Raw genomic sequence first — 20,495 nt, forward strand, 5'->3', positions numbered from 1 at the left:
AGAATGGACTACTGGGTAATGCTGAGTGACCGAGATAGTTGAGTATTTCTACTCATTTTTGTCTCGGATGATTCACTTTTACTCCCTCAATCCCCCTATGTGCCAGTTGGGGGTGCGGAATGTGGGATCTAACATCAGCATCCTCACATTAGTTTCCGCAAATCCTGTTCGAGATAAGAGCGATCGCCCTTCAACGCCGCTTTTACCAAATCTTTAACCAAAAGATTAGTCCTGCGTCTTCAGCAAAACCGCGCTGTGCCCAGCGTAGGCGTCATGGATGCGTTCCACATGATTGGAAAACGTGTTAACCGGCAACTCCGAGGGCAGATACCACTGGATTTCGTCTGCTTCTTCCGTGGTGTGCGGGCTACCTCCGACGACTTCACAGCGGAATGTAAACACCAAGTCCGATCGCACTGGTATAGCATAAATCGCGATCGCGCCTATCACCTTAACCAGCAAACCAACCTCCTCTTCCACCTCACGGACAACCGCAGCCCACGGAGTTTCCGCCGCCTCAACCCTACCACCAGGCAAGTTCCAAGCATCCCTATCGGTGCGATGGCACAGCAGTACCTTGCCGCCGTTGTCAATAATCGCAAAAGCACCAATAGTGTGCATGGTTGACAAGCCTAATTTTGGTAATGAATAGCAATGAAATTTTCAGTGAAGTGCGATCGCAGGGCGAGGGCTTGAATGACGCACTTCACTGCTGTGTATTCTGTTTTGCCTCGGTTTCCTGCTGTTGACGGTTTTCCAAAGCTTTGTCGATCGCCTTGCTAACAATCCATGAAACAGAACGTTCTTCAGAAGTAGCCCATTCCTCAAGAGCCTCCTTTTTTTCCTTTGTTACATACACAGCTATCAACTCAAGCTTACGCTTCCCGCCCATTAGGTTTTTCTCTCTTAAATTGACTCACATTTTAACTTCGATCCAATCTTTAACCAACTCACAGAGTGTTAATAGCTGTTGGATTCATTCTTTCACCTCCGGTGTAGATGCTTGTTGCTGTTCTTGACTTTGATACTCTTTAACACCTTTTTCAATCAGCTTCCCAGCCAGCCAAGATACGGATCGCTCATCTTTCTCGGCCCATTCTTCTAATGCTTTGGCTATTTCAGGATTGACGTAAGTTGTTACTCGTGTAAGATTTTTTGCTGCCACGTTTGTGTTTTTTCCATAACTACTTTAGATAACATTCTACTTTTTGACGTTACCTATTGACATGGTGTTACAAGGAATGGCACCATTTTACTTAGTAACAAAAGATGTTACTCGATTCCGACAAAAACCAAACCCCCGCCGTTTCAGACTGCAATCGAGACGCGGCAGGGGTTTGGGCTCCCACATTCACGAGATAACCCTATTAGGAGATAACTCATTAGGAGATATATCTATGATACCAACACCAAAGTCCGTTCCCGAACTACTGCGCGAAGAAATTCCCAACGCACCCCCCGACAAAAAACCCGTCCGCTTGCTGCTGTGTGGCACTCCCAAGGGCGTCAACTGGATCGTAGATATCCTGCAAATCTTGGGTTTTGCCAAGGTTGAGGAATGGAGTCCACCTCTCCCCTCGCCGATTAGCGGTGAAATCATGCGGATTTTGACTCGCTATTTTGCTGAGTAGAAATTGATGGTGATGGCTGTTGCCGATTGGAGCGATGGCTGTCACCTACGAACTTTGAATTGTTATAATAAAAATTGCAAATTGTCCTATATTTTGGGCTTTGTGAGATGAGGATTAATTTGCTAAAACAGCATCAATTTTAGGACAAAATCATGGTACAAACCAACTCATCCGCTGCCATTGCACTCAATATTCCACCAGCACTAACGCTCACCGTTACCCGCGAACAATTCGTTGAATTGGCAATGGCTAATCGAGAGTTACAATTAGAACGCACAGCAACAGGAGAATTAATCGTGAATCCACCAACCGGAGGCGAAACAGGATATCGAAATCTGGATATAGAAGGGCAAATCTGGCTGTGGAATCGGCGGACTAGACTCGGTAAAGCATTTAATTCTTCTACTGGTTTTCACCTGCCCAATGGAGCCGATCGCTCTCCCGATGCAGCTTGGGTTCGTCAAGAAAGGTGGGATGCACTCAGCCCAGAACAAAAAGAAGGTTTTATTCCGTTAAGCCCAGATTTTGTCGTGGAACTCCGTTCTAAAAGTGACAGAATCAAACCGCTGCAAGATAAAATGCAAGAATACATGGAAAACCAGGTGCGGTTGGGTTGGTTGATAGATAGAAACAACAGAAAAGTGGAGATTTACAGACAGAACCAAGAAGTAGAATTGCTGGACAATCCTGCAACTTTGTCCGGCGAAGATGTGTTGCCTGGTTTTGTCTTGGATTTGACAGAAGTTTGGGGATAAATGCTGAATTTTGTTAAACAGTGGCAATTCCTCATCTTCTAAGCTGGGAAATTTGATCTATAATGTACGGGGAATATATCAATTTGTTGAAAGTACCTGACGATTTAGAATGTTTATTGAAGATAATAGTGGGAATTGTAGATGGAGATGAAATTTCGCGGTAGGGTGCGTCGCTTCCAACCACTCAAATAGTGGCGAAAATTCTCGTAGCGACGCACCTTACTATTAGCAATCTGCCATTTAAAAACTTCCTACAATATTGAACTCAAAACCACCTCATTAGCAGCAATCCAGTCATAAATATCCTGCAAAGCAGCTTCCGGGCCGATCGCAGGCTGCCATCCAGTCTTCTCCATCACCCTAGAAGAATCGGTAATAAAAATCGGAATATCCCCCGCCCGTTCCTCTAAAACCGGATGAATGGGAATTGATTTACCCGAAATCTTGCGGCACAAATCAGTTGTCTCAACTAAAGACAGACTGTTACTCAAACCACCACCAACATTAAAGACTTCACCGTCAAATTCAGCAAAATGTTCTAACTGATAATTGACTAATCTCAACAAATCTTCAACGTGCAGCAAATCTCTAACTTGCTTACCACTGCCACCAAAACCGATATAATTGAGTGACTTCTGAAAATAATGTGCGGCTACCCACAAACCGCAAACTCCCTGATCGACTTTACCCATTTGCCAAGCACCGGTAATTAACCCGCAGCGGTTGATAATTGCCTGCACGTTGTATGCTTCCCTGTACTCCTCAATCAGCAATTCCGAAGCTAATTTAGTTGCTCCGTAAAGCGAGCGAGCTCCTTTGAGGGGGAAGTCTTCGGAAATGCCTAACTCGGAGATACCGGGTAATGTTTGTTCTGGGGCGATCGCAAATCTATCATCCAACTCCAATAACTTGATAGACTTGACAGAGGCGATCGGATAAACGCGACTCGTAGACAAAAACAGCAAACTCGCACCAGTCTGTCTCGCCAACTCCAAAACATTCACAGTACCCAGCAAATTCGTCTGCAAAACATACTGAGGCGAACTAAAACCCGCCAGCACAGAAGGCTCCGCAGCGCAATCTAGAATACAATCTGCATTGAGTGCAACTGGATCTAAATCAGCCGCCGTGCGAATATCCCCATAAACAAACTGAATCCCGCAACTTTTAAGTCTGGGAATATTCAATTCCGAACCCCGGCGGCGCAGGTTATCCAAACAAATTATTTGCCATTCCGGGTGAAGTTTCTTCAGGCCAATTGCCAAACAACTGCCGATAAAACCCGCACCGCCCACAATTAAAATTCTCTCAGGCATTAACTAAATTTCTTGCTAAAATATGGTTCGTAGTAAGGACTTCAGTCCTTATTCGTTCGTAGTAAGGACTTCAGTCCTTGACTTTTGCAACAAATCTAATTTCAACTCATTCATCTTTCTTGTTCGGTGGTAGTCACCGCGAGAGAGATGTTTTTCCAGCCAGACATACAAGACAATAAACAAATAGCGGCTTCCCATCTCTTTTATTTTCAGCTTAGAAATACCAGCAGTCCGATTGTACCACCTCAGAGGAATCACCGTATAGGAAAAACCCCGGACAATTGCTTTCAACGGAAGTTCGACAGTCAAATTAAAATGATGGCTCAAAATCGGTTGTATGCCTTCAATCACTTCTCTGCGATATAGTTTAAAAGCATTCGTGACATCGTTGTAACGCAAGCCGAAAATACTTTTGACAAACCAGTTTGCTAAGCGATTAATTCCTAACTTGTGAATTGGATAATCAACGACAAACCCGCCTTTGATAAATCTGGAACCAAAAACGCAGTCATATCCTGCTTGCAATTGGCGGTATCCTGCTACCAAATCTACGGGATCGTCGGAAGCATCCGCCATCACAATCGCCACAGCATCGCCTTCAAATTCCGCCAATCCCCGGCGCACGGCAAATCCGAAACCGTTGGGAGGTTGATTGTTGACGTATCTAACTGTCGCAAAAGTCTCTGACAATTCCTGGCAAATGTCAACGGTTTTATCCGTACTATTGTCATTCACAATCAAAATTTCGTGCTCGATCCCTTCTAAATCAAGCGTCTGGGCTAAAGCCCGCACAGTACCTTCCAAACAGCCCTCTTCATTGTGGGCTGGTATAACCACCGAAATTTTCACCAAAACCTCCGAGAAGCCCCTGGCTTCAGACATGGGGAGGGATAGGAGCGGCGATTGAGGGGGTTCGATGCCCCCTCAATCGCCATGCAATCTCCAGGAATGGCTCGTAATCTTGCTGTATAATTAGACATATCAATTGTCAAATTTTTTGAATTGTGGAACAAGTATTGACGTTAGTTTGCAAACTCCAACCAACGCCTGAGCAAGCTTCTAAAACAGATGCTTTGTTGAAGGCGTTTGCGGATGGTTGCAACTGGGTCAATCAGGTTGTTAAAGGTGGCGTGACCAGCAAAACGACGATTCAAAGCTTGACCTACCAAGAATTGAGAAAACAGTTTGGATTGAGCGCAAATCAGGCTGTGCGCGTCTGTGCCAGGGTTGGCGCAAATCGTAAAACCGCCAAGCTGAAAAACAAACCTGTGCAAGCGTTCAAAGCAACTAGCGCTGATTATGATGCCCGAATCTTTGGCTTTAGAGAAAAGGATTGGACGGTTAGTTTGACTCTGCTTAACGGACGTGAGCATATCAAATTGGATTTGGGAAACTACCAGCGAGGCAAGCTCAAAGGTCGAGTTCCTACCAGCGCTCAATTGTGCAAGCACAGGGACGGACGCTACTACATTCATATTCAACTCAAAGACGAAACGCCAGAGCCGATTCATTCCGATCGAGTGATTGGTGTTGACTTTGGGCGGCGTGATATTGCGGTAACAAGCGAGGGTGATAAATGGGACGGTAAGCAAATTCAGCAGGTCAGGGATAGGTTCTCTAAGGTTAGAGCATCGCTTCAAGCAAAAGCCTCGAAGGGCACAAGATCGACTCGTCGTCGGGCGAGACAGATTTTGCAACGGCTGTCGGGACGTGAGCGGCGCTTTCAACAATGGTTGAACCATAACATCAGCAAAGTAATTGTTCTGTCTGCCCTTCAACACAATGCCATTATTGCAATTGAGGATTTGACGGGTATCAGGGAACGCACCAATCAGCAACCCAGAAACAAAACCGAACGCCGCCGATCTAATAGTTGGGCGTTCTTCCAACTGAGGATGTTTCTGAACTACAAGAGTTTGAATTACGGCGCCCTGTTGGTGACAGTTAACCCTGCCTACACCAGCCAAACTTGCCACGTGTGCAACCATATCGGGTCCAGAAGCGATAAGCGATTTAAGTGTGGCAACTGTGGCTGGCATGGTGACGCTGATGTAAATGGTTCGTTTAATATTGCCAATCTTGGAGCCGTTGTAAGTCGGCTTAGAGGCTCGGACACGCTTAGTTGCGATGTCCAGGGCTACCAAAAGCCCCCCGCTTCAGCGGTGGGGTAACTTACTCCTCATCCTCCGCGCAACTGGACAAACTGGTTGTCAACAGGATTATACACCCAAGCTTTGATTTCGGTTTGGCCGATCGCCAAATCGCCACCAGACACATCAACCGCCCACCTCGCATTGTTGTACAACTGCGATTTCAAAGTCTTAGCAATATCGGGGCTGTCCAAATTTACATAAGCGTTAGCAAAAAAAGATTTGTTATCGCCGACAGATAGCAGTACAATATTCGGCTGTTTCCTGTTGTCTGGCAAAACCGCCCAACCAGCAGCTTTCAATAATTTATCGCCCGTTGGAGGTTTGTCTAAATAGCCGTAAACTTTCTTGGTATTAGCAATAAACTCTACATTTTTCGCGAACTTTCTCCAACCAAATTTATCGAGAATAGCAGCACCATCTCTCACCAGCCAAGTTTTTTTGCTCAGCACCCTCAAACAGCTTTCTGGCGAATTCTTAAAAAAATCCGACGGTTCCAGGTAGTTAATTAACTGCAAACAATCTCGAGCGCCTTGCTTGTAAAGGAGTGCAGAGCTAGTTTGGGCGATCGCATTCTGAGAATTAACAATAATTATCCCAATTAATAGCAATAAAACTCCTCTATAAATAAATTTATAGTTGAATTTCAACAGAGATTTTGTTTCTCGAATAAACAATTGTCCTAACTGAACCAAAACAATTAACAGTAAAATCGAATTAGTCGTATATCTTGAAGATTCGATCGCCTGAATTGCCCCAAAATTAGCCCTACCAGCCGTAATAAACAAAGCCGACAAAACCGAAAACAAACCTATTGACAGCCAAGGCAAAGCCTGAGATCGCAATCCTAAATCAATTGTGGGATCGGCATCTTGCCCGTCCCCACCCAATCCCAAATCTGTTGATAAAATATTCTTCCCAAAATACCATACAAAAAATCCGAAAATTGCAAATACTACCAATCCTACAAATGCCGAAATTCCCGGAAATCTAACAATTGGTGAACCCAACAAACTCAAAAAATAATCAATTACCACCAGCGGCTTATTCAACAATGCAATAATACTTGTTTTACGGCTAGGATGATAATCAATGGAGTAAATAGCACAAGTTGCTGCAAACAGTAATATCCATAGAATTAATCTGCTTTTTTTCTGTACTCGATTTCCCTCCAAATCCACCACAGCCGGAACCGCCGCCAACCAAGATAGCAAACCTTGAGCCAAAGAAAAACTAGCAATAAAACAGAATACAGCAGCAATAGAAATCCTAATATTAGGCAATAATTTGTGAGTTGCAACCAGCGCATACACCGCCGCTATAAAACACAGATTTACGAAAAACCAAGCTAATTGAAATCCCCAAAGCCAGTTTTCATGTTGAACCAGGGAGAAAAGTAAAATACAAGTTAAAATATTAGCTAAATGCCATAAATTATCCCCAACATTCTTAACCGGTATCGAGGATAACTTGTACAGAGTCATAAAAGTTATCCCAGCCAAACCGATGCTGAGACACAACTGATAATTGATATTCCATCTGGAAGCAAAAACCAGCACAGCAATAATTAATTTCGGAAAGACTATGCGGTGGTTGCTGTGCAAAGCCCAAAAATCGTTAAAGGTTACACTTCCCTGAGCGATTTTCTCAAACAGGCTAGCCAACCTCCACTCGTCATCAATGGGCACGTTAACGCTAAAAGTGGCTACAAATCCGATTAAAAGGACGACTGGAAGTAGATATAGCGTAAATAAGATAAATTTTTTCATGAATGTGCGATCGCACCAATTGCCATCACTATTTTATATTAATATCGTTAAATCATTCTCATCATGTTTGTAGTGAGGACTTCAGTCCTGATAATTTGGGGGAATTAGGATTAAATTCCTCACTACGAATCAGGCTAATTAGGACTAAAGTCCTTACTACAAACCAGTCATCCAGTTTGTAGTGAGGACTTCAGTCCTGATAATTTGGGGGAATTAGGATTAAATTCCTCGCTACGAATCAGGCTAATTAGGACTAAAGTCCTTACTACAAACCAGTCATCCAGTTTGTAGTGAGGACTTCAGTCCTGATAATTTGGGGGAATTAGGATTAAATTCCTCGCTACGAATTAGGCTAATTAGGACTAAAGTCCTTACTACAAACCAGTCATCCAGTTTGTAGTGAGGACTTCAGTCCTCATAATTTGGGGGAATTATGATTAAATTCCTCACTACGAATCAGGCTAATTAGGACTAAAGTCCTTACTACAAACCAGTCATCCAGTTTGTAGTGAGGACTTCAGTCCTCATAATTTGGGGGAATTAGATTAAAGTCATCACTACGAACCGGGCTAATTAGGACTAAAGTCCTCACTACAAACCAGTCATCAAGTTTGTAGTGAGGACTTTAGTCCTCTTCAATTCTGTTCAGCCAATTACTTAACAGTCTTGAACGTATCCAGTTTGCCAGTAAATCGGTTGATAAACATCTGCAAAACAGTCCGCTTGCCGATATTGATATTAGAACTTACGGCCATTCCCGACTGCAAGTTAACTTCCTGTTCATTTGACTTGCCCTTGTTCAAGACAAACTTTTGATTTTTGAGCTTAATTTTGGTTTTGAAAGCGTAGTATTTCCGAAGTTCAGTAGGAGGTTCAGCATCGCTGCTAATCTCTTTCACTTCACCCTGAGCAGTACCAAATTCCAAGGCAGGAAAAGCTTCAACATTTATCTCCACAGGCACGCATTCGTAGTGCGTCAGACCCAATTTCTCTCTATTAACTTCCTTCTCAGGACACAGGCAGCTTTTACCTACTTCGCAGTCAATTTTTTCTCCATCTAATTGTTTGCCGTGATATTTTTCTAATTTTTGTCGCTTCTGTTTCATACCATCCAAAACGAGAGCTACGTTGCTGTTTTCCAGGTAAACAACTGCTTGCAAGCCGTTTTCATCATCCAAAACCTTGAGCAGCTTCTCTGTTTGCTGCGCTTCGTAATAAGCTTCTTCGCAGCGTTTGGGGCGCGGTTCTCCAGGTTTCACCACTGAGTTAATTATGGATTGGCATATCGGATCTTTAGCTAGATCCAACTTCGCATTCTCCTTCTTAGAAGGTTTCAAATCGAAGATAACGCCGGATACGGGAGCCTTCATAATTTGAGTATCGCGGACTTGCTGGGCCTTTTCTAGCTGAGCATTGACTTCGGACAGCTTTTTCAAGTTTTCCACTTTGAAGCGGCTGAGTTGAGAATCGCTGCTGGCAATTTGTTTCTGGTTTTCAGCAATTTTGGTGTAAAGTTCTTTTGCCCAGGCATCCTTGGTATTTTTCAACTGTTCTTGGGCGCGGGCGATCGACTCTTGAATGCGCGCTTGCTCTCCTTGCTGGCGCTGTACTTCAGCGGTTATTTTTTGGATGTCACCTTGACGCGCGTTAATTTCGCCTCGGCGGGTATTGATCTCACCTCTGCGGGTATTGATTTCGCCTCTACGGGCGTTGATTTCACCCTCGCGCTGCTTGATTTGATCTTGCTGTTTCAGAACGTCGCCTTGCCCTCTGAAAACATCTTGTTCCTGCTTTTCTCTTTGTAGTTCAGCGATCGCTCCTTGCTCCACCAGCGGGCCTAATCTGCCCAAAATGCCTTGATTTGACTTCAATACTTGTTGAGATTTGGCTAACTGTTCTTCGGCCAACTCTTTTTGAGCTAGAGCTGATTTGACTTGCTCTTGGGAAGAGGCTAACTGCTGCTGAGAGTAATTTAATTGGTTCTGAGCAAAACCCAATTGTTGCTGCGCTACCGTCATTTGATCGCCGGCGGCTTTCTCAGCATTCTCGGCTTGCTTGAGTTGTTTGTCCAACTCCTGAACTTGTCCTTGGGCGGCGGCTACCCGAGACAGATATTCCGATCGATAATTAACATACAGTCCTTGCTGGGCTGCATCAAAATTTCCGCTGGCTCCCCGGTTAAGGTATAGCTCGTCAATCAAAGCTTGCAGCACTTGATTTTGTGCTGCGAGGCTCTGTCTGTCTTTGATTGTCGATTCTAGGTTGGAAGGAATAGGGCCTTGAACTTTGCCGCTGACGACATCTTCGTAAAATTTATTTTCCTTTTCCAGCGCTTCTTTAGTTTTCTTAATTGATGTTAAATCTGCACTGGGTGCGAGGGGGTTGAAAGTGAGCAGGGGCTGGTTTTTTTCCACCCGATCGCCATTTTCGACGTGCAGCCTCACCACAGCGCCCGTAGCAGGCGCTTGGATGTCTCTAGCACCATCTTTGAGTTCCAATTGGCCGACAGCGGGGACAGCTTGCTCTACGCTAGCAAAATAAGCCCAAACTACGGCAGAAGTGGTCATCAGCATGATCATCCACAAAAACAAGCGCGACCAAATCGCTGGTTTTTCCAGAATGACTGCTTGTTCAGAAAGGATTACCGATTTCATAGCCATTTGTTAGGTGTTAGTTGTTAGTTGTTAGTTGTTATTTGTTATTTGGGCATTGGGCATTGGGCATTGGGCGGAGCGTAGCGGAGGGATTGGGCATTGAGCATTTATTATTATAAAAGCTATTAACAAGCGATCGCTAACCACTAAGTATTACCAGAAAGAATTGGTTGAAAGCCGGAACCCTTTGAGGGAGAAATTAAAATCAGACGATTCATTACTCCAATCAGACGATTCATTACTCCAATCCTCTTCCTTAAGGATAGAGGTCGCTCTCAAACTGTCAACTGTCAACTGTCAACTGTCAACTGTTGAACGATGCCCCATGCCCCATCATTAGGTGTTCGATGACTCTTGTTGTTGGAAGAGACAGTAGTAACGCCCTTTAAGAGCCATTAATTCTTTATGCGTTCCCTGCTCGACTACAGAACCTTGATCCATCATAATAATGACATCAGCATTTTGGATTGTAGTCAGGCGGTGAGTGATGAAAAACACCGTGCGGCCGGCGAACGCTTCGGCTAAGTTATTGCAAACTTGGCGTTCGGAATGGTAGTCCAGGGCGCTTGTAGCTTCGTCCAAAATCAGCAGTTTCGGGTTTTGCAAAATCGTCCGGGCGATCGCCAAACGCTGCCGTTGACCCCCAGAAAGCGATGAACCGCGTTCTCCCACCACCGTATTGTAACCAGCGGGCAAGCCCATGATAAAATCGTGAGCTACGGCTAATTTCGCTGCTCGCACAATTTCATCCGTACTCGCATCAGGATTGCTCAGAGCAATATTTTCTTGGACTGTACAGTTAAACAGCAAAGTATCTTGCAACACCACCCCAAGCTGAGCGCGGAGCGAATATAATTCCACTTTGGAAATGTCATAGCCGTCAATAAAAATGCGGCCCGACAGTGGCGGATAAAGACGCTGCAACAGCTTCATCGCCGTACTTTTTCCGGAACCGCTTCCCCCCACAATTCCCACAAAACTGCCAGCGGGAAAATCCAAGTTCACATTCGCCAATTGCAGGGCTCCACTCTCCAGGAATCGGAAGGAAACCTCTTCATAGGAAACCTGCCCTTGAATTGCCGGCAGCGGGATATTGCTCCGGTCTTCCTCGCTGGTTTCCGTGGGTTTATCGATGATATCCTTGAGCATATCGATCGACATCGAGACCTCTTGGAAACTCTGCCACACGCTCACAAACCTGAGGAGCGAACCAGTCACGTTACCGGAAATAATTCGGAAAGCAATCAACTGACCCAAAGTAATGTCATTGCTAAGTACCAAATAAGCTCCCACCCACAACTGAGCTAAGTTACCCACCTGGTTTAAAAAGCTGCTAATCGTACCTGCCGTAGTCCCGGTCAGAATTGTTTTAAAACTGGCTGTAATATATTTTGCGTAACGGCTAGACCACTCCCAGCGGGATTTCAATTCAATATTTTGAGCCTTAACAGTTTGAATTCCGCTGACTACTTCCACTAGATAGGATTGAGAGTCAGCAAAACGCATATTTCTTTGTTTGATCAGGCGCAGTACCAGCGGATTGATCAGAACAATCATCAGCGCCAGCACTGGTACGACTGCCAAAGATACGAAGGTTAGCTTCACGCTGTAGGAAAGCATCACGGCGACGTAAACCACCGAAAATACTGCATCAAGAACCACTGTTAAAGCGGTACCTGTCATGAATTCCCGAATCTGGCCCATCATGCTGAATTTGTAGACCAGATCTCCGACGCGCCGGTTGTCAAAGTAATTCTGGGGCAGTCGGAGCAAGTGGTCGATTACCTCCGCACTCAATTTGACATCGATGCGGTTGGAAGTATCTACAAATAAGAAGGTTCGTAAACCGTTGAGCAATCCTTCAAACAGGGCAACACCTAACAGAAACGCACCCAAAATATCCAAGGTGTCGATGCTGCGCTGACCTAATACTTTATCAATAATTACTTGGCTGATTAAAGGGTTGGCAAGACCAAATAGTTGCACAAAAAACGAGGCGAGCAATACCTCAATAAATACTGTTTTGTGTTCCATCAGCGCCGGCACAAACCACCAGAAGCTGAACTGCTCTTTTTGTTCGACTTGTGGCGCTTGCAGCAGCAGGACTTCTCCCTGTTCGCCCCAGTCTTCTCTAAACTGAGGTACCCGCATCCGCATCAGCCCCTTTTCTGGGCTGGCTAGTACCAATTCTTGCTCGGTGATGCTGTAAACAATGGCAAAGCTATCTAGGAATTTAATCATGACCGGAGCTTTGATCCGGTTGATCGCATCTGCTGGGACTTGCGCCAATTGAGGCGTCAGGCCGATGCTTTGGGCGATCGCCCCGCAGGCTTGCAGATTGATAACACCAGCGGTTTTTAACTGATTTTCTAGAACTTTGCGGATGATATCCCGACGAAATTTGATGCCGAAATACTTGCTCAACATTTGGAAGCAAGCTAGCGGGGCATCTATTTGCCCTTTGGCGCGGAAAACTGGATATTTCCCCGCCTCTGGTGTTGGGATTGGGTTTGGGGGGCGCTCGGGGGCGGGGGGTACATCGCCAAAAATGATGGGTGGCTTTTTCCCTAAGCCTCCTGTTCCTGTGGCTGTCGGGTCAGTTAAGGGATCTTCTAGCTCTGTTGGTGATGCTGAGGGTTCCCGGAAGCCGACCAAGCGGGCGCCGGCGCTGCCTTCTACTTTTAAGGATTTGGCTGCATTTTCAACAGAGAAGCGACTGCCGGTGGGAAACTCGCCCAAGACGCCGCTGCTGACTAGCCAAATTCGATCGGCATCTAGTTCGTTAGCGAGGTCTTGAGTTTTTTTGTTACCTTTTGGGACGTTGACAACTGTCGCGTCTTCCCAAGCTTGCCGAGTTAGCTCCTTGAGATCCGAAGTGCCGTCGGCTTGGCGCTGCAATTCCAGGCTCAACAGCTCAAACACTTCGCTCAAGGATGAGTGAGCGTGAAAAGCTTCTCCAAATGTTGGCTGTTTTTCCAGTATGCTCAGGAACTCTTCAGCAGGTAGGACGATCGCGATTACATCTGTAGAGGCGATCGCAGTTTCGCAGGGAACTCCTCTGAGCAAGCCAGCCCAGCCGAGAATTTCCTGCGACTGCACCAACCGCAAACTGACGTGGCGTTGCGATCGCTGGTCAAAGCCCAGCAGCCGGGCCTGACCTTGATAGATAATTGCCACCTGAGTCGGCATTTTTTCGCGTTCAAACAGGGGTTGCCCCGTCCGGTAGCCCAGGAGTTGGCATTTAGCCACCAAGGCTGTTAGATCCGTCTCTGACAGTCGGTCAAAGGGAGGTGTTTGAGCTAAGAAATCCTGAATTTGGGTGAGGGAAACAGCGGAAGAAGTCATGATATTGAAGACACGGAAGAGAGGGGCTGTAGCGGGCCTATTTGCGATATTTGTTCGGCGAGCCAGCTTTCAAAGAGTTCGTTAATCAGGTGCAGCCGCATCGATTCGTCGAGCTGGGCCGGCATGAACTTTTCTAGTCGAATAATTACCATCCATTCTGCCAGAGGACGCGGCGTCCAGAGTTGATTTGGCTGGCTGACTGATAAAAGTTTACTAATTGCCGGGTGAGGCTGACTGAGGGGTACTGGGCCCAACAGGCCGCCCGACTTTGACTCTGGGCCTTCTGAGAAGTCGCGAGCTACTTCAGCAAAGGTTTGTTCCCCTTCGAGGATGCGGAAGTAAAGTTCGTTTGCCAGTGCTGGATTTTTGGTGCGTACCAGGGAATAGACTACGTGGTCTAGACTGGCTTTGCGGGTTAAAAAATAATTATCTACTTTAGGTCTCCAAGTCTCTTGCTTAAATTTTTCGATCAGCAAGGGCCTGACGGCCATCTCTTGAAGTTCTTCTTCTGTCATATTTTGACTCCGCAGCCAAGCTTCTCTGGCGTCGGGGGCTGTCAGTTGGTGCTGTACCAGAAAGTTCTCGACTGCTGATTGGCGTTCTTCGTCGCTGCAACTAAAGGATGCGATCGCTTGGTCGATGATTACACCCCGCAAGAATTGGGGCATCAACTGGTAACGCTTCAGGAGCGATGGCATATCCTGAGCTTGCAGTAATTTATCGCCTATTTGAAAAAGTCCTGTCATTTTTTAATCTCCAACTGACTTGCGCTTCCCCTTTTAATTTAGCTGTGGCAGGAAAAGAGCGACAACCACTAACCCCTCAATCTCCCGATGATAGCAGAGCGTTAAGAAACCTAGCGCTATTGCTGTCTAATTCTTGACGCTTTGCATCCAGACGGGGTTCCTTTCAAATAGTTTGCCTATTTGATGGGAGTAAGCGCGACTGTCAAGAATTTTGGGGTTGGCCGCCATTGTTTGCTGGATTCGATCCCGATAGCGCCGGCGCATTTCTGGGTTTGTTCCCAGTGCTGTACTCAGTTCTATATAAGAGTTCTCGCTATGTGCTACCAGTTCCGGAAGTTGTAGTTCTTCGAGGACTGCTGCAAATTGTCCCGATCGAGTTTTTTGCCCTTTTCTTGCCACTACAGGCAACCCGGCCAACAGCGGTTCTGCAAAGGGGCCGGCATCGCTGTATGGATAGGAGTCTAAATATATATCAGCCAATTCCAGACATTTTATGCAATCTGCACGATTTGATAGCGCTCGTATCACAACTAGCCGCTTTTTGTCAATTCCAAATTCCCCGAAGGTCGATCGAATTTGGTGGTAAAAAGGTACGGTCGGATAGTTTTCAGCGCGGGAACGAAAGGGATACAAAACTAAAATAGAATTCGGTACGCCGGCAATAATTTTTGCCCAAGTTTCTCGCAATTCTGGGATAATTGTCCCAGCCCGAGCACAGGACATGAACACTACAGATTGGTTGGTGGCTCCCCAACTGCTGCGAGTCGGTTCAACGGTGGCAGGAGCTAACTCTACAGGATAGCTGAAACAAACTCCCGAGCCTTCTAAGGTAATTAATTTTTCGCGATACTCTGCTGCATCTGCCGGCAATGCCAAATCTCCGACAATCAAACAATCGATATTGCGGGCTGCGGTAGTGGCGGGAGTGGATGCAGCGGTAGCAATTTGCACCCGCGCCAGTCGGTGCAAGCACAACAGCGCGCTGGGCCCGGAAGTGTCGGCGATATTGGTGCTAATTAGCAGAATATCTAAATCGTGCGATCGAATTTCTTGCACCTGCTGCGGCAAATTTGCCGGCAGTCGCACCAGCTTGTCAGCGCAACTTTCGCAATATTTCCCCAGTTGCTCGTCTTCTACCTGAAAACTGTACGCGATAACTTCAAATTTATCTCTATCTAAATATTCAAAACTCGGAATAGCAGCCCAAGTTTCCGATTCCGCACTAATTTTGTCGAGCAAAATCCCCAATCTAACTTTAATTGGCTTCGATACTCTTGGAGCAAAATCCCAGTTTATTTCACAGCCAATTTTTTCTAAATAAAATTCTAGAATATCAGCTCGCTGGCTCAAGACATTCAGCAAATTTGCATCGCTCAAGTACAAAGCTTTGAAGCTAACATTCTTCGCAATAAATGCGGCCACATAAGACCAAACTCCCGCATCCGGAAAACGGGCGATATTCGCAGCAACATACTCGATCAAATCCTGGAAATATTCAGAATATCTTTCAACATCTCCCATTTGTTGAAAACAATTCGGAGACTGAAATAGAAATTTCAGAAAATCATCAAAAAACCACTGGGGAATCGCTGAATCTTTATACTCTAACGGCAACTGATAAGCCTCGCGGTACAGCATAGCTGCCAGACAATATGGCATCTTATCGGCAATTGTCCCTGCTGAGCCAAGTTTCGAGTATAACTGGCGGACAAAACTTTGTTCCGACTCGGTTAAAAGTTCATGTTTGAGGTGGCCCTCTAGTAGCAATTTATGAGCTTTCCCCGCTGCTTGCGAGTAAGCACTTTCTATTTTATCGACGGGACAATTTAGCCAAGCTTCAGCTAGTTGTTGGCGGCGTTGCCGCATTTGGAGCAAAATTGACTGGTTTGATGGCAATTTTTTGTACTTTTCAACCAGTGCTGACAAGTCAGATATATTAGGCTGGGTTCTCGATGCCAACTTTTGCCGGATTGTCTGTTTGATTTGTTGATTCAGGAAACTGTAATCAGGACTATTTAGAAGTTTCTTGTAAAATCTGACGACATCTTTATGATTTTCCCCAGCAGCGAAGTTTTTCCAGGTTTGTTGTTCGGGATGAATCCGCAGTGACGACAGTTTTTCGTCTACAAACCCGACGTGATAGTTTCCCATGATCCGCCACCACATATCTAAGTCTACATACTGAGATAATCCTGAATCAAACAATCCGATTTCGCCAAAAACTCGGGCGGCAATTAAGACGGTACTCGGTTCGCCAATTTTGTTGATGGGGTTGTTCAAGCAGTTAGCATCTGCTAGCAAGTCTTTTCCGGGCTGAATTGATTTTAAATTCGACCAACTTTTGTGCAAATCTTTGATTGATTGGGAAGCTTTCCGCAAAATTGGGTGAGATTCATCTTCAGCGATGGTGATGCCGCGGGGGGAGAAAATCATACCTATGTCTGGGTTTTGTTGGGCGAGGGCGACCATTTTGGCGATACATTCTGGTGCCAGCAAGTCGTCTTGAAACAGAAATTTGATGTATTCACCTTTGGCTTGAGAGATGCAGAAGTTCCAGTTTTGGGATAAGCCGTAGTTGCGGTGCAGGATGATGCGGAAGTCGGCGGATGTTTGCGATTGGAAGGATTGGGCGATCGCAATTGTGCGGTCTGTGGAGCCGTCGTCGGATACAATCAGTTCTATATTAGGGTAAGTTTGGGCGATCGCGCTTTTGATTGTTTCTTCAATAAATGCTTCTCCGTTGTACGTCGGAATGCAAATGCTCACCAAAGGCTGCCAGCTTTCCAGTTCTACTTTTGATTGAGTTTGTTGGTTTGACTGTGGGAATTCATGCTTAATTTTTGCAGACTCTGCTTTGGCAGTTCTTGACAGAGGCAAATTTTGAAAATTATCGGTAATCTCGGCAATATATTCGAGACGTTTCCTAATTTTACTTCCTGTAACTTCCGGGTTGAGTAAAGTCTGAATTTCCGCAGCAGCTACAACTCCAATTTTTTGAGATTCTTGGTAATTATTAAAAACATAGCCCATTAAATCAGCAGCGTGTCCGACATCCGGTTCGGCCCAAACATTGCCTTTTTTATAAGGCCCGCAATCTTCCTCGATTGGAACCAACTTATACTTCACTAAAAAGCTATTACCGACATTCATAAATTCTGTATTTGATGAATAACCGGTGGCAATTACAGGCTTGCCGTAAAACATCGCTTCAGCCATTGTCAAGCCGAATCCTTCGCAGCGGTGCAGCGACACGTAACAATCGGAATTATAAAGCAAACCGTTGATTTCATCTTTGGATAAATACCCGTCTTGATGTCTGATATTTGCAGAATCATCTATGGCAAAATTCAACAATTCTAAATCTTTAAGATTTTTGTCTGAGTTGGAAGATTTGATTACCAATAATACGCGGTCATCGTCACCAAAAGCTGTTTTAAATGCTTGGATAACTGCCAAAGGATTTTTGCGTTCGATGCGGCTGCAAAAGTCGAAGACAAACAGAAAAATAAATTTATCTTTAGGTAAATGCAGTTCTTCTCTGCTGAGGGAAGGTGCAGGTAAAAACATACTGGGCATAATTTTGATGACGGGAATTGGCGAAACTTGAGAAATTGCTTCGGCACAAGAATTGCTGTAAGTCCAGATTTCGTGAAAGTGGTTAAATGCTGCCTGCCATTGAGGGGGAAAGCCGGGAAGTTCCCAGGCCCAAAAGCCGATATTGTATTTATTTGCAAAATAGCTGGAACTTCTATCTTTGATAAAAGTGTCAACTTCGTCGGCGTTGACTTGAATTAAATTTACCGGATGGGGATTGTCTGGACTAAAGTTTTGATATGTGGTGTCTTTTTTACGGTGGGGACTGCGGGTAAAATTGTTGATAGCCAAGGTGATTCCGGCGGCTTCGGCGGCTCTGATGTTGGCTCTTACTCCTTCTCCTATGCCAAATTCGCCGTTGATGTAGCCGGCAATGTTTATTCCTAGATTAGGATTCATAATTTATAATGTATTTAGTACAGTGCTGTGTTTATTTTTGGGGTACGTTGTTGGGCTTGGGCCCTCTTATTCTAAGTGGTTATATAAGCTGTCAGTCATACCTCATTTTTTGAGAACCGCTATATATCAATCTTTACACGATTGGTGAATAAGGTTTAATTGAACCGCAGAGTACGCAGAGTGAGAGAAGAGAGGGAAGAGAAAGAGTTGGTAACTGAAAATTTGGTGCTTGACAAATGTGCCGATCGCCATTGTATACTGGCATCGCCATGCTAACTTTCGTCTGCTGGTCTGTTGACATGGATTGCTCTGCTTTATTTTACGGCAAACTAATCAGGAATTTTAGAGAAAGTGATCGATCGCGCCAACCACGACCTCTTCAAGCTGCTACCGCCGGATGCTAAAGTCATTGTTGAAATTGGCTGCGGTACTGGTTCTAGGGGCGAACACTACAAGCTGATCAATCCCCACTGTCAGTATATTGGCATTGAACGCGATCGCGAAAAAGCGAAAATTGCAGTCGATCGGCTAAACTGGGTGGCGGTAGCCGATATTGAAGAAATTGCGATCGCCAGTCTCGACATCGAACCCGAAACTGTCGATTGCTTGATTTTTGGCGACTTGTTACCCTATCTCAAAAACCCCTGGGAGATACTACAGCAGTACAGTGCTTTGCTCAAGCCGGAGGGGCAAGTTTTCGCCACAATTCCCAACGTTCAATACTGGCGGCGCATTGTCAATCTGTTGCGGGGACATTGGGAAAATCCCGACAGCAAGATGCAGCACTGGTTTACCCTGGAAAGTATTAAATCATTATTTGCTGGAGCCGGATTGCAGGTTTACGAATTGCAAGGGAAGGGACACAAAACCGAAAATTTTGCCCAATTCCAACAATTGCTGCATCCAATGGTGAAGGCTTTAGAGCTAAAATCCAGCGATTTTGCTACGGAAACTGGTGCTGAATATTATATTGTGCGATCGACCAAATCGACCGTACAGCCCCGCAGACTGCTGATCCAAACCATTATTATGGCTCCTACAGGGTGCGATCGCGTGCGAGTTCTGGAACCGGACAAATTTAGCGCCACAATTCCCGGTGTCCGCACCGTATCGGGAGTGAAAACAGCAGCATTAATTACCGAGTTTCCGGGAGAAGAAAAAGTCTTCGTCTGGCAACGGACAATCATGCAATATCCGGCTTACATTCCCAAACTCAAAGAACTACTAAAACAAGACTATTTAATAGTAGCCGAAATTGACGACAATCCCGTCCGCCGCCGCGAATACGCAGACAATAATTACCTCAGCTATCGCGGCTGTCACTGCGTTCAAACTACAACAGAACCGCTAGCCAAAATTTTGCGTCACTACAATCATAATGTTGCCGTATTTCCCAATCAACTAGCCTATCTACCACCGCCGCGAATCTATCCAGCAGAACATGCAGTCACAATATTTTTTGGCGCGCTCAACCGCGAAAATGATTGGCAGCCAATTATGGCAGCACTGAATCGAGTTTTAGTTGCACACAAACACCGAATTAGAGTTAAAGTTATCCACGACCGCAGATTTTTTGATTCCTTAGAAATACAGCAAAAGGAATTTGAATCATTTTGCACTTACGAACGGTATCAAGAAATCATGTACAGTTGCGATATAGCTTTGCTGCCGCTCGTTGCCAACCCGGTTAACGAAATGAAATCTGACTTGAAATTCATTGAATGTGCGGCGCGAGGAGTAGCGGTACTGGCGAGTCCAACCGTCTACGAACATTCGATAGTCGAAGGTGAAACCGGATTGATTTACAAACACGACAAAGAGTTTGAAATCAAGCTAAATTCGCTGATTTCAGATACTTCTATGCGCCAAGAAATAGCCGCGAATGCTTACGAATGGGTGCGCGACAACCGCTTGCTGTGCGGACACTACCGGCAGCGCCGAGACTGGTACTTGCAAATGCGGGACGAGTTGCCGCGTTTAAATGCTGAGTTGCGATCGCGATTGCCCGAGTTGTTTGCAGACTGAATGCGGTAAGATTGATAGGGGTTTTTGTACAATACGGTTGGGAGCAGATAAGACGGCGGTTGAAACCGCGTCTACACAAACAATGTCTGCCTCCGCAGACTCAAGAATGAA

General features: G+C 45.4%; 15 protein-coding genes. 5 read left to right on the forward strand and 10 right to left on the reverse strand.

Annotation, left to right across the window (positions count from 1 at the left end; genetic code table 11):
- Positions 1 to 25 precede the first annotated feature (25 nt).
- Positions 26 to 217 carry a hypothetical protein gene (locus QZW82_RS23220; protein WP_293153503.1) on the forward strand — a complete coding sequence of 64 codons (192 nt, stop codon included), beginning with the start codon at positions 26 to 28 and terminating at the stop codon, positions 215 to 217.
- Positions 218 to 225: 8 nt separating this feature from the next.
- Here QZW82_RS23220 and QZW82_RS23225 read toward each other — a convergent pair whose 3' ends face one another.
- The 3 genes from QZW82_RS23225 to QZW82_RS23235 form a co-directional block, all read right to left on the reverse strand.
- Positions 226 to 621, reverse strand: coding sequence for an NUDIX domain-containing protein (locus QZW82_RS23225; protein WP_293153506.1), 396 nt, complete (start codon positions 619 to 621; stop codon positions 226 to 228).
- Between the two features lie 85 nt (positions 622 to 706).
- On the reverse strand, positions 707 to 892 hold the full coding sequence (locus QZW82_RS23230) for a CopG family transcriptional regulator (RefSeq protein WP_293153508.1): 186 nt from the start codon (positions 890 to 892) through the stop codon (positions 707 to 709).
- A gap of 84 nt (positions 893 to 976) precedes the next feature.
- The gene (locus QZW82_RS23235) at positions 977 to 1,165 is read right to left on the reverse strand and encodes a CopG family transcriptional regulator (RefSeq protein WP_293153510.1); all 189 of its coding nucleotides are present in this window, start codon (positions 1,163 to 1,165) and stop codon (positions 977 to 979) included.
- A 232-nt stretch (positions 1,166 to 1,397) separates the two neighbouring features.
- Between QZW82_RS23235 and QZW82_RS23240 the strand changes: the two genes are divergently transcribed.
- The gene (locus tag QZW82_RS23240) at positions 1,398 to 1,631 is read left to right on the forward strand and encodes a hypothetical protein (RefSeq protein WP_293153513.1); all 234 of its coding nucleotides are present in this window, start codon (positions 1,398 to 1,400) and stop codon (positions 1,629 to 1,631) included.
- Positions 1,632 to 1,783: 152 nt separating this feature from the next.
- Positions 1,784 to 2,386 (forward strand): Uma2 family endonuclease, encoded by a 603-nt coding sequence (locus QZW82_RS23245; protein ID WP_293153516.1) that lies wholly within the window; start codon positions 1,784 to 1,786, stop codon positions 2,384 to 2,386.
- A 251-nt stretch (positions 2,387 to 2,637) separates the two neighbouring features.
- On the opposite strand, the gene QZW82_RS23250 is transcribed toward QZW82_RS23245, so the two are convergent.
- Both QZW82_RS23250 and QZW82_RS23255 read right to left on the reverse strand, forming a co-directional pair.
- Positions 2,638 to 3,702: an NAD-dependent epimerase/dehydratase family protein gene (locus QZW82_RS23250; RefSeq protein ID WP_293153519.1), complete on the reverse strand. Its 1,065-nt coding sequence runs from the start codon at positions 3,700 to 3,702 to the stop codon at positions 2,638 to 2,640.
- 48 nt (positions 3,703 to 3,750) lie between these two features.
- Entirely contained in the window at positions 3,751 to 4,584 is an 834-nt protein-coding gene (locus QZW82_RS23255; RefSeq protein ID WP_293153522.1) for a glycosyltransferase family 2 protein, read from the reverse strand.
- A gap of 122 nt (positions 4,585 to 4,706) precedes the next feature.
- Here QZW82_RS23255 and QZW82_RS23260 point away from each other — a divergent pair, with 122 nt between their 5' ends.
- Positions 4,707 to 5,873: a transposase gene (locus QZW82_RS23260; protein WP_293153525.1), complete on the forward strand. Its 1,167-nt coding sequence runs from the start codon at positions 4,707 to 4,709 to the stop codon at positions 5,871 to 5,873.
- An 8-nt stretch (positions 5,874 to 5,881) separates the two neighbouring features.
- Here QZW82_RS23260 and QZW82_RS23265 read toward each other — a convergent pair whose 3' ends face one another.
- The 5 genes from QZW82_RS23265 to QZW82_RS23285 form a co-directional block, all read right to left on the reverse strand.
- Positions 5,882 to 7,621, reverse strand: coding sequence for a hypothetical protein (locus QZW82_RS23265; protein ID WP_293153528.1), 1,740 nt, complete (start codon positions 7,619 to 7,621; stop codon positions 5,882 to 5,884).
- 653 nt (positions 7,622 to 8,274) lie between these two features.
- On the reverse strand, positions 8,275 to 10,275 hold the full coding sequence (locus QZW82_RS23270) for a chromosome partitioning protein ParA (protein WP_293153531.1): 2,001 nt from the start codon (positions 10,273 to 10,275) through the stop codon (positions 8,275 to 8,277).
- 336 nt (positions 10,276 to 10,611) lie between these two features.
- A complete protein-coding gene (locus QZW82_RS23275) occupies positions 10,612 to 13,620 on the reverse strand; it encodes a peptidase domain-containing ABC transporter (protein ID WP_293153534.1) in 3,009 nt (1,002 codons plus the stop codon).
- Complete coding sequence (locus tag QZW82_RS23280) at positions 13,617 to 14,366, reverse strand: peptidylprolyl isomerase (RefSeq protein ID WP_293153537.1); 750 nt, start codon at positions 14,364 to 14,366, stop codon at positions 13,617 to 13,619. The genes QZW82_RS23275 and QZW82_RS23280 overlap by 4 nt, the downstream gene beginning before the upstream one ends.
- A gap of 126 nt (positions 14,367 to 14,492) precedes the next feature.
- Positions 14,493 to 18,359, reverse strand: coding sequence for a glycosyltransferase (locus QZW82_RS23285; protein WP_293153539.1), 3,867 nt, complete (start codon positions 18,357 to 18,359; stop codon positions 14,493 to 14,495).
- 351 nt (positions 18,360 to 18,710) lie between these two features.
- Here QZW82_RS23285 and QZW82_RS23290 point away from each other — a divergent pair, with 351 nt between their 5' ends.
- The gene (locus QZW82_RS23290; RefSeq protein ID WP_293153541.1) at positions 18,711 to 20,384 is read left to right on the forward strand and encodes a methyltransferase domain-containing protein; all 1,674 of its coding nucleotides are present in this window, start codon (positions 18,711 to 18,713) and stop codon (positions 20,382 to 20,384) included.
- Positions 20,385 to 20,495: the final 111 nt, after the last annotated feature.

It is taken from the genome of Microcoleus sp. bin48.metabat.b7b8b9.023, assembly GCF_013299185.1.
Classification (GTDB): Bacteria; Cyanobacteriota; Cyanobacteriia; order Cyanobacteriales; family Microcoleaceae; genus Microcoleus.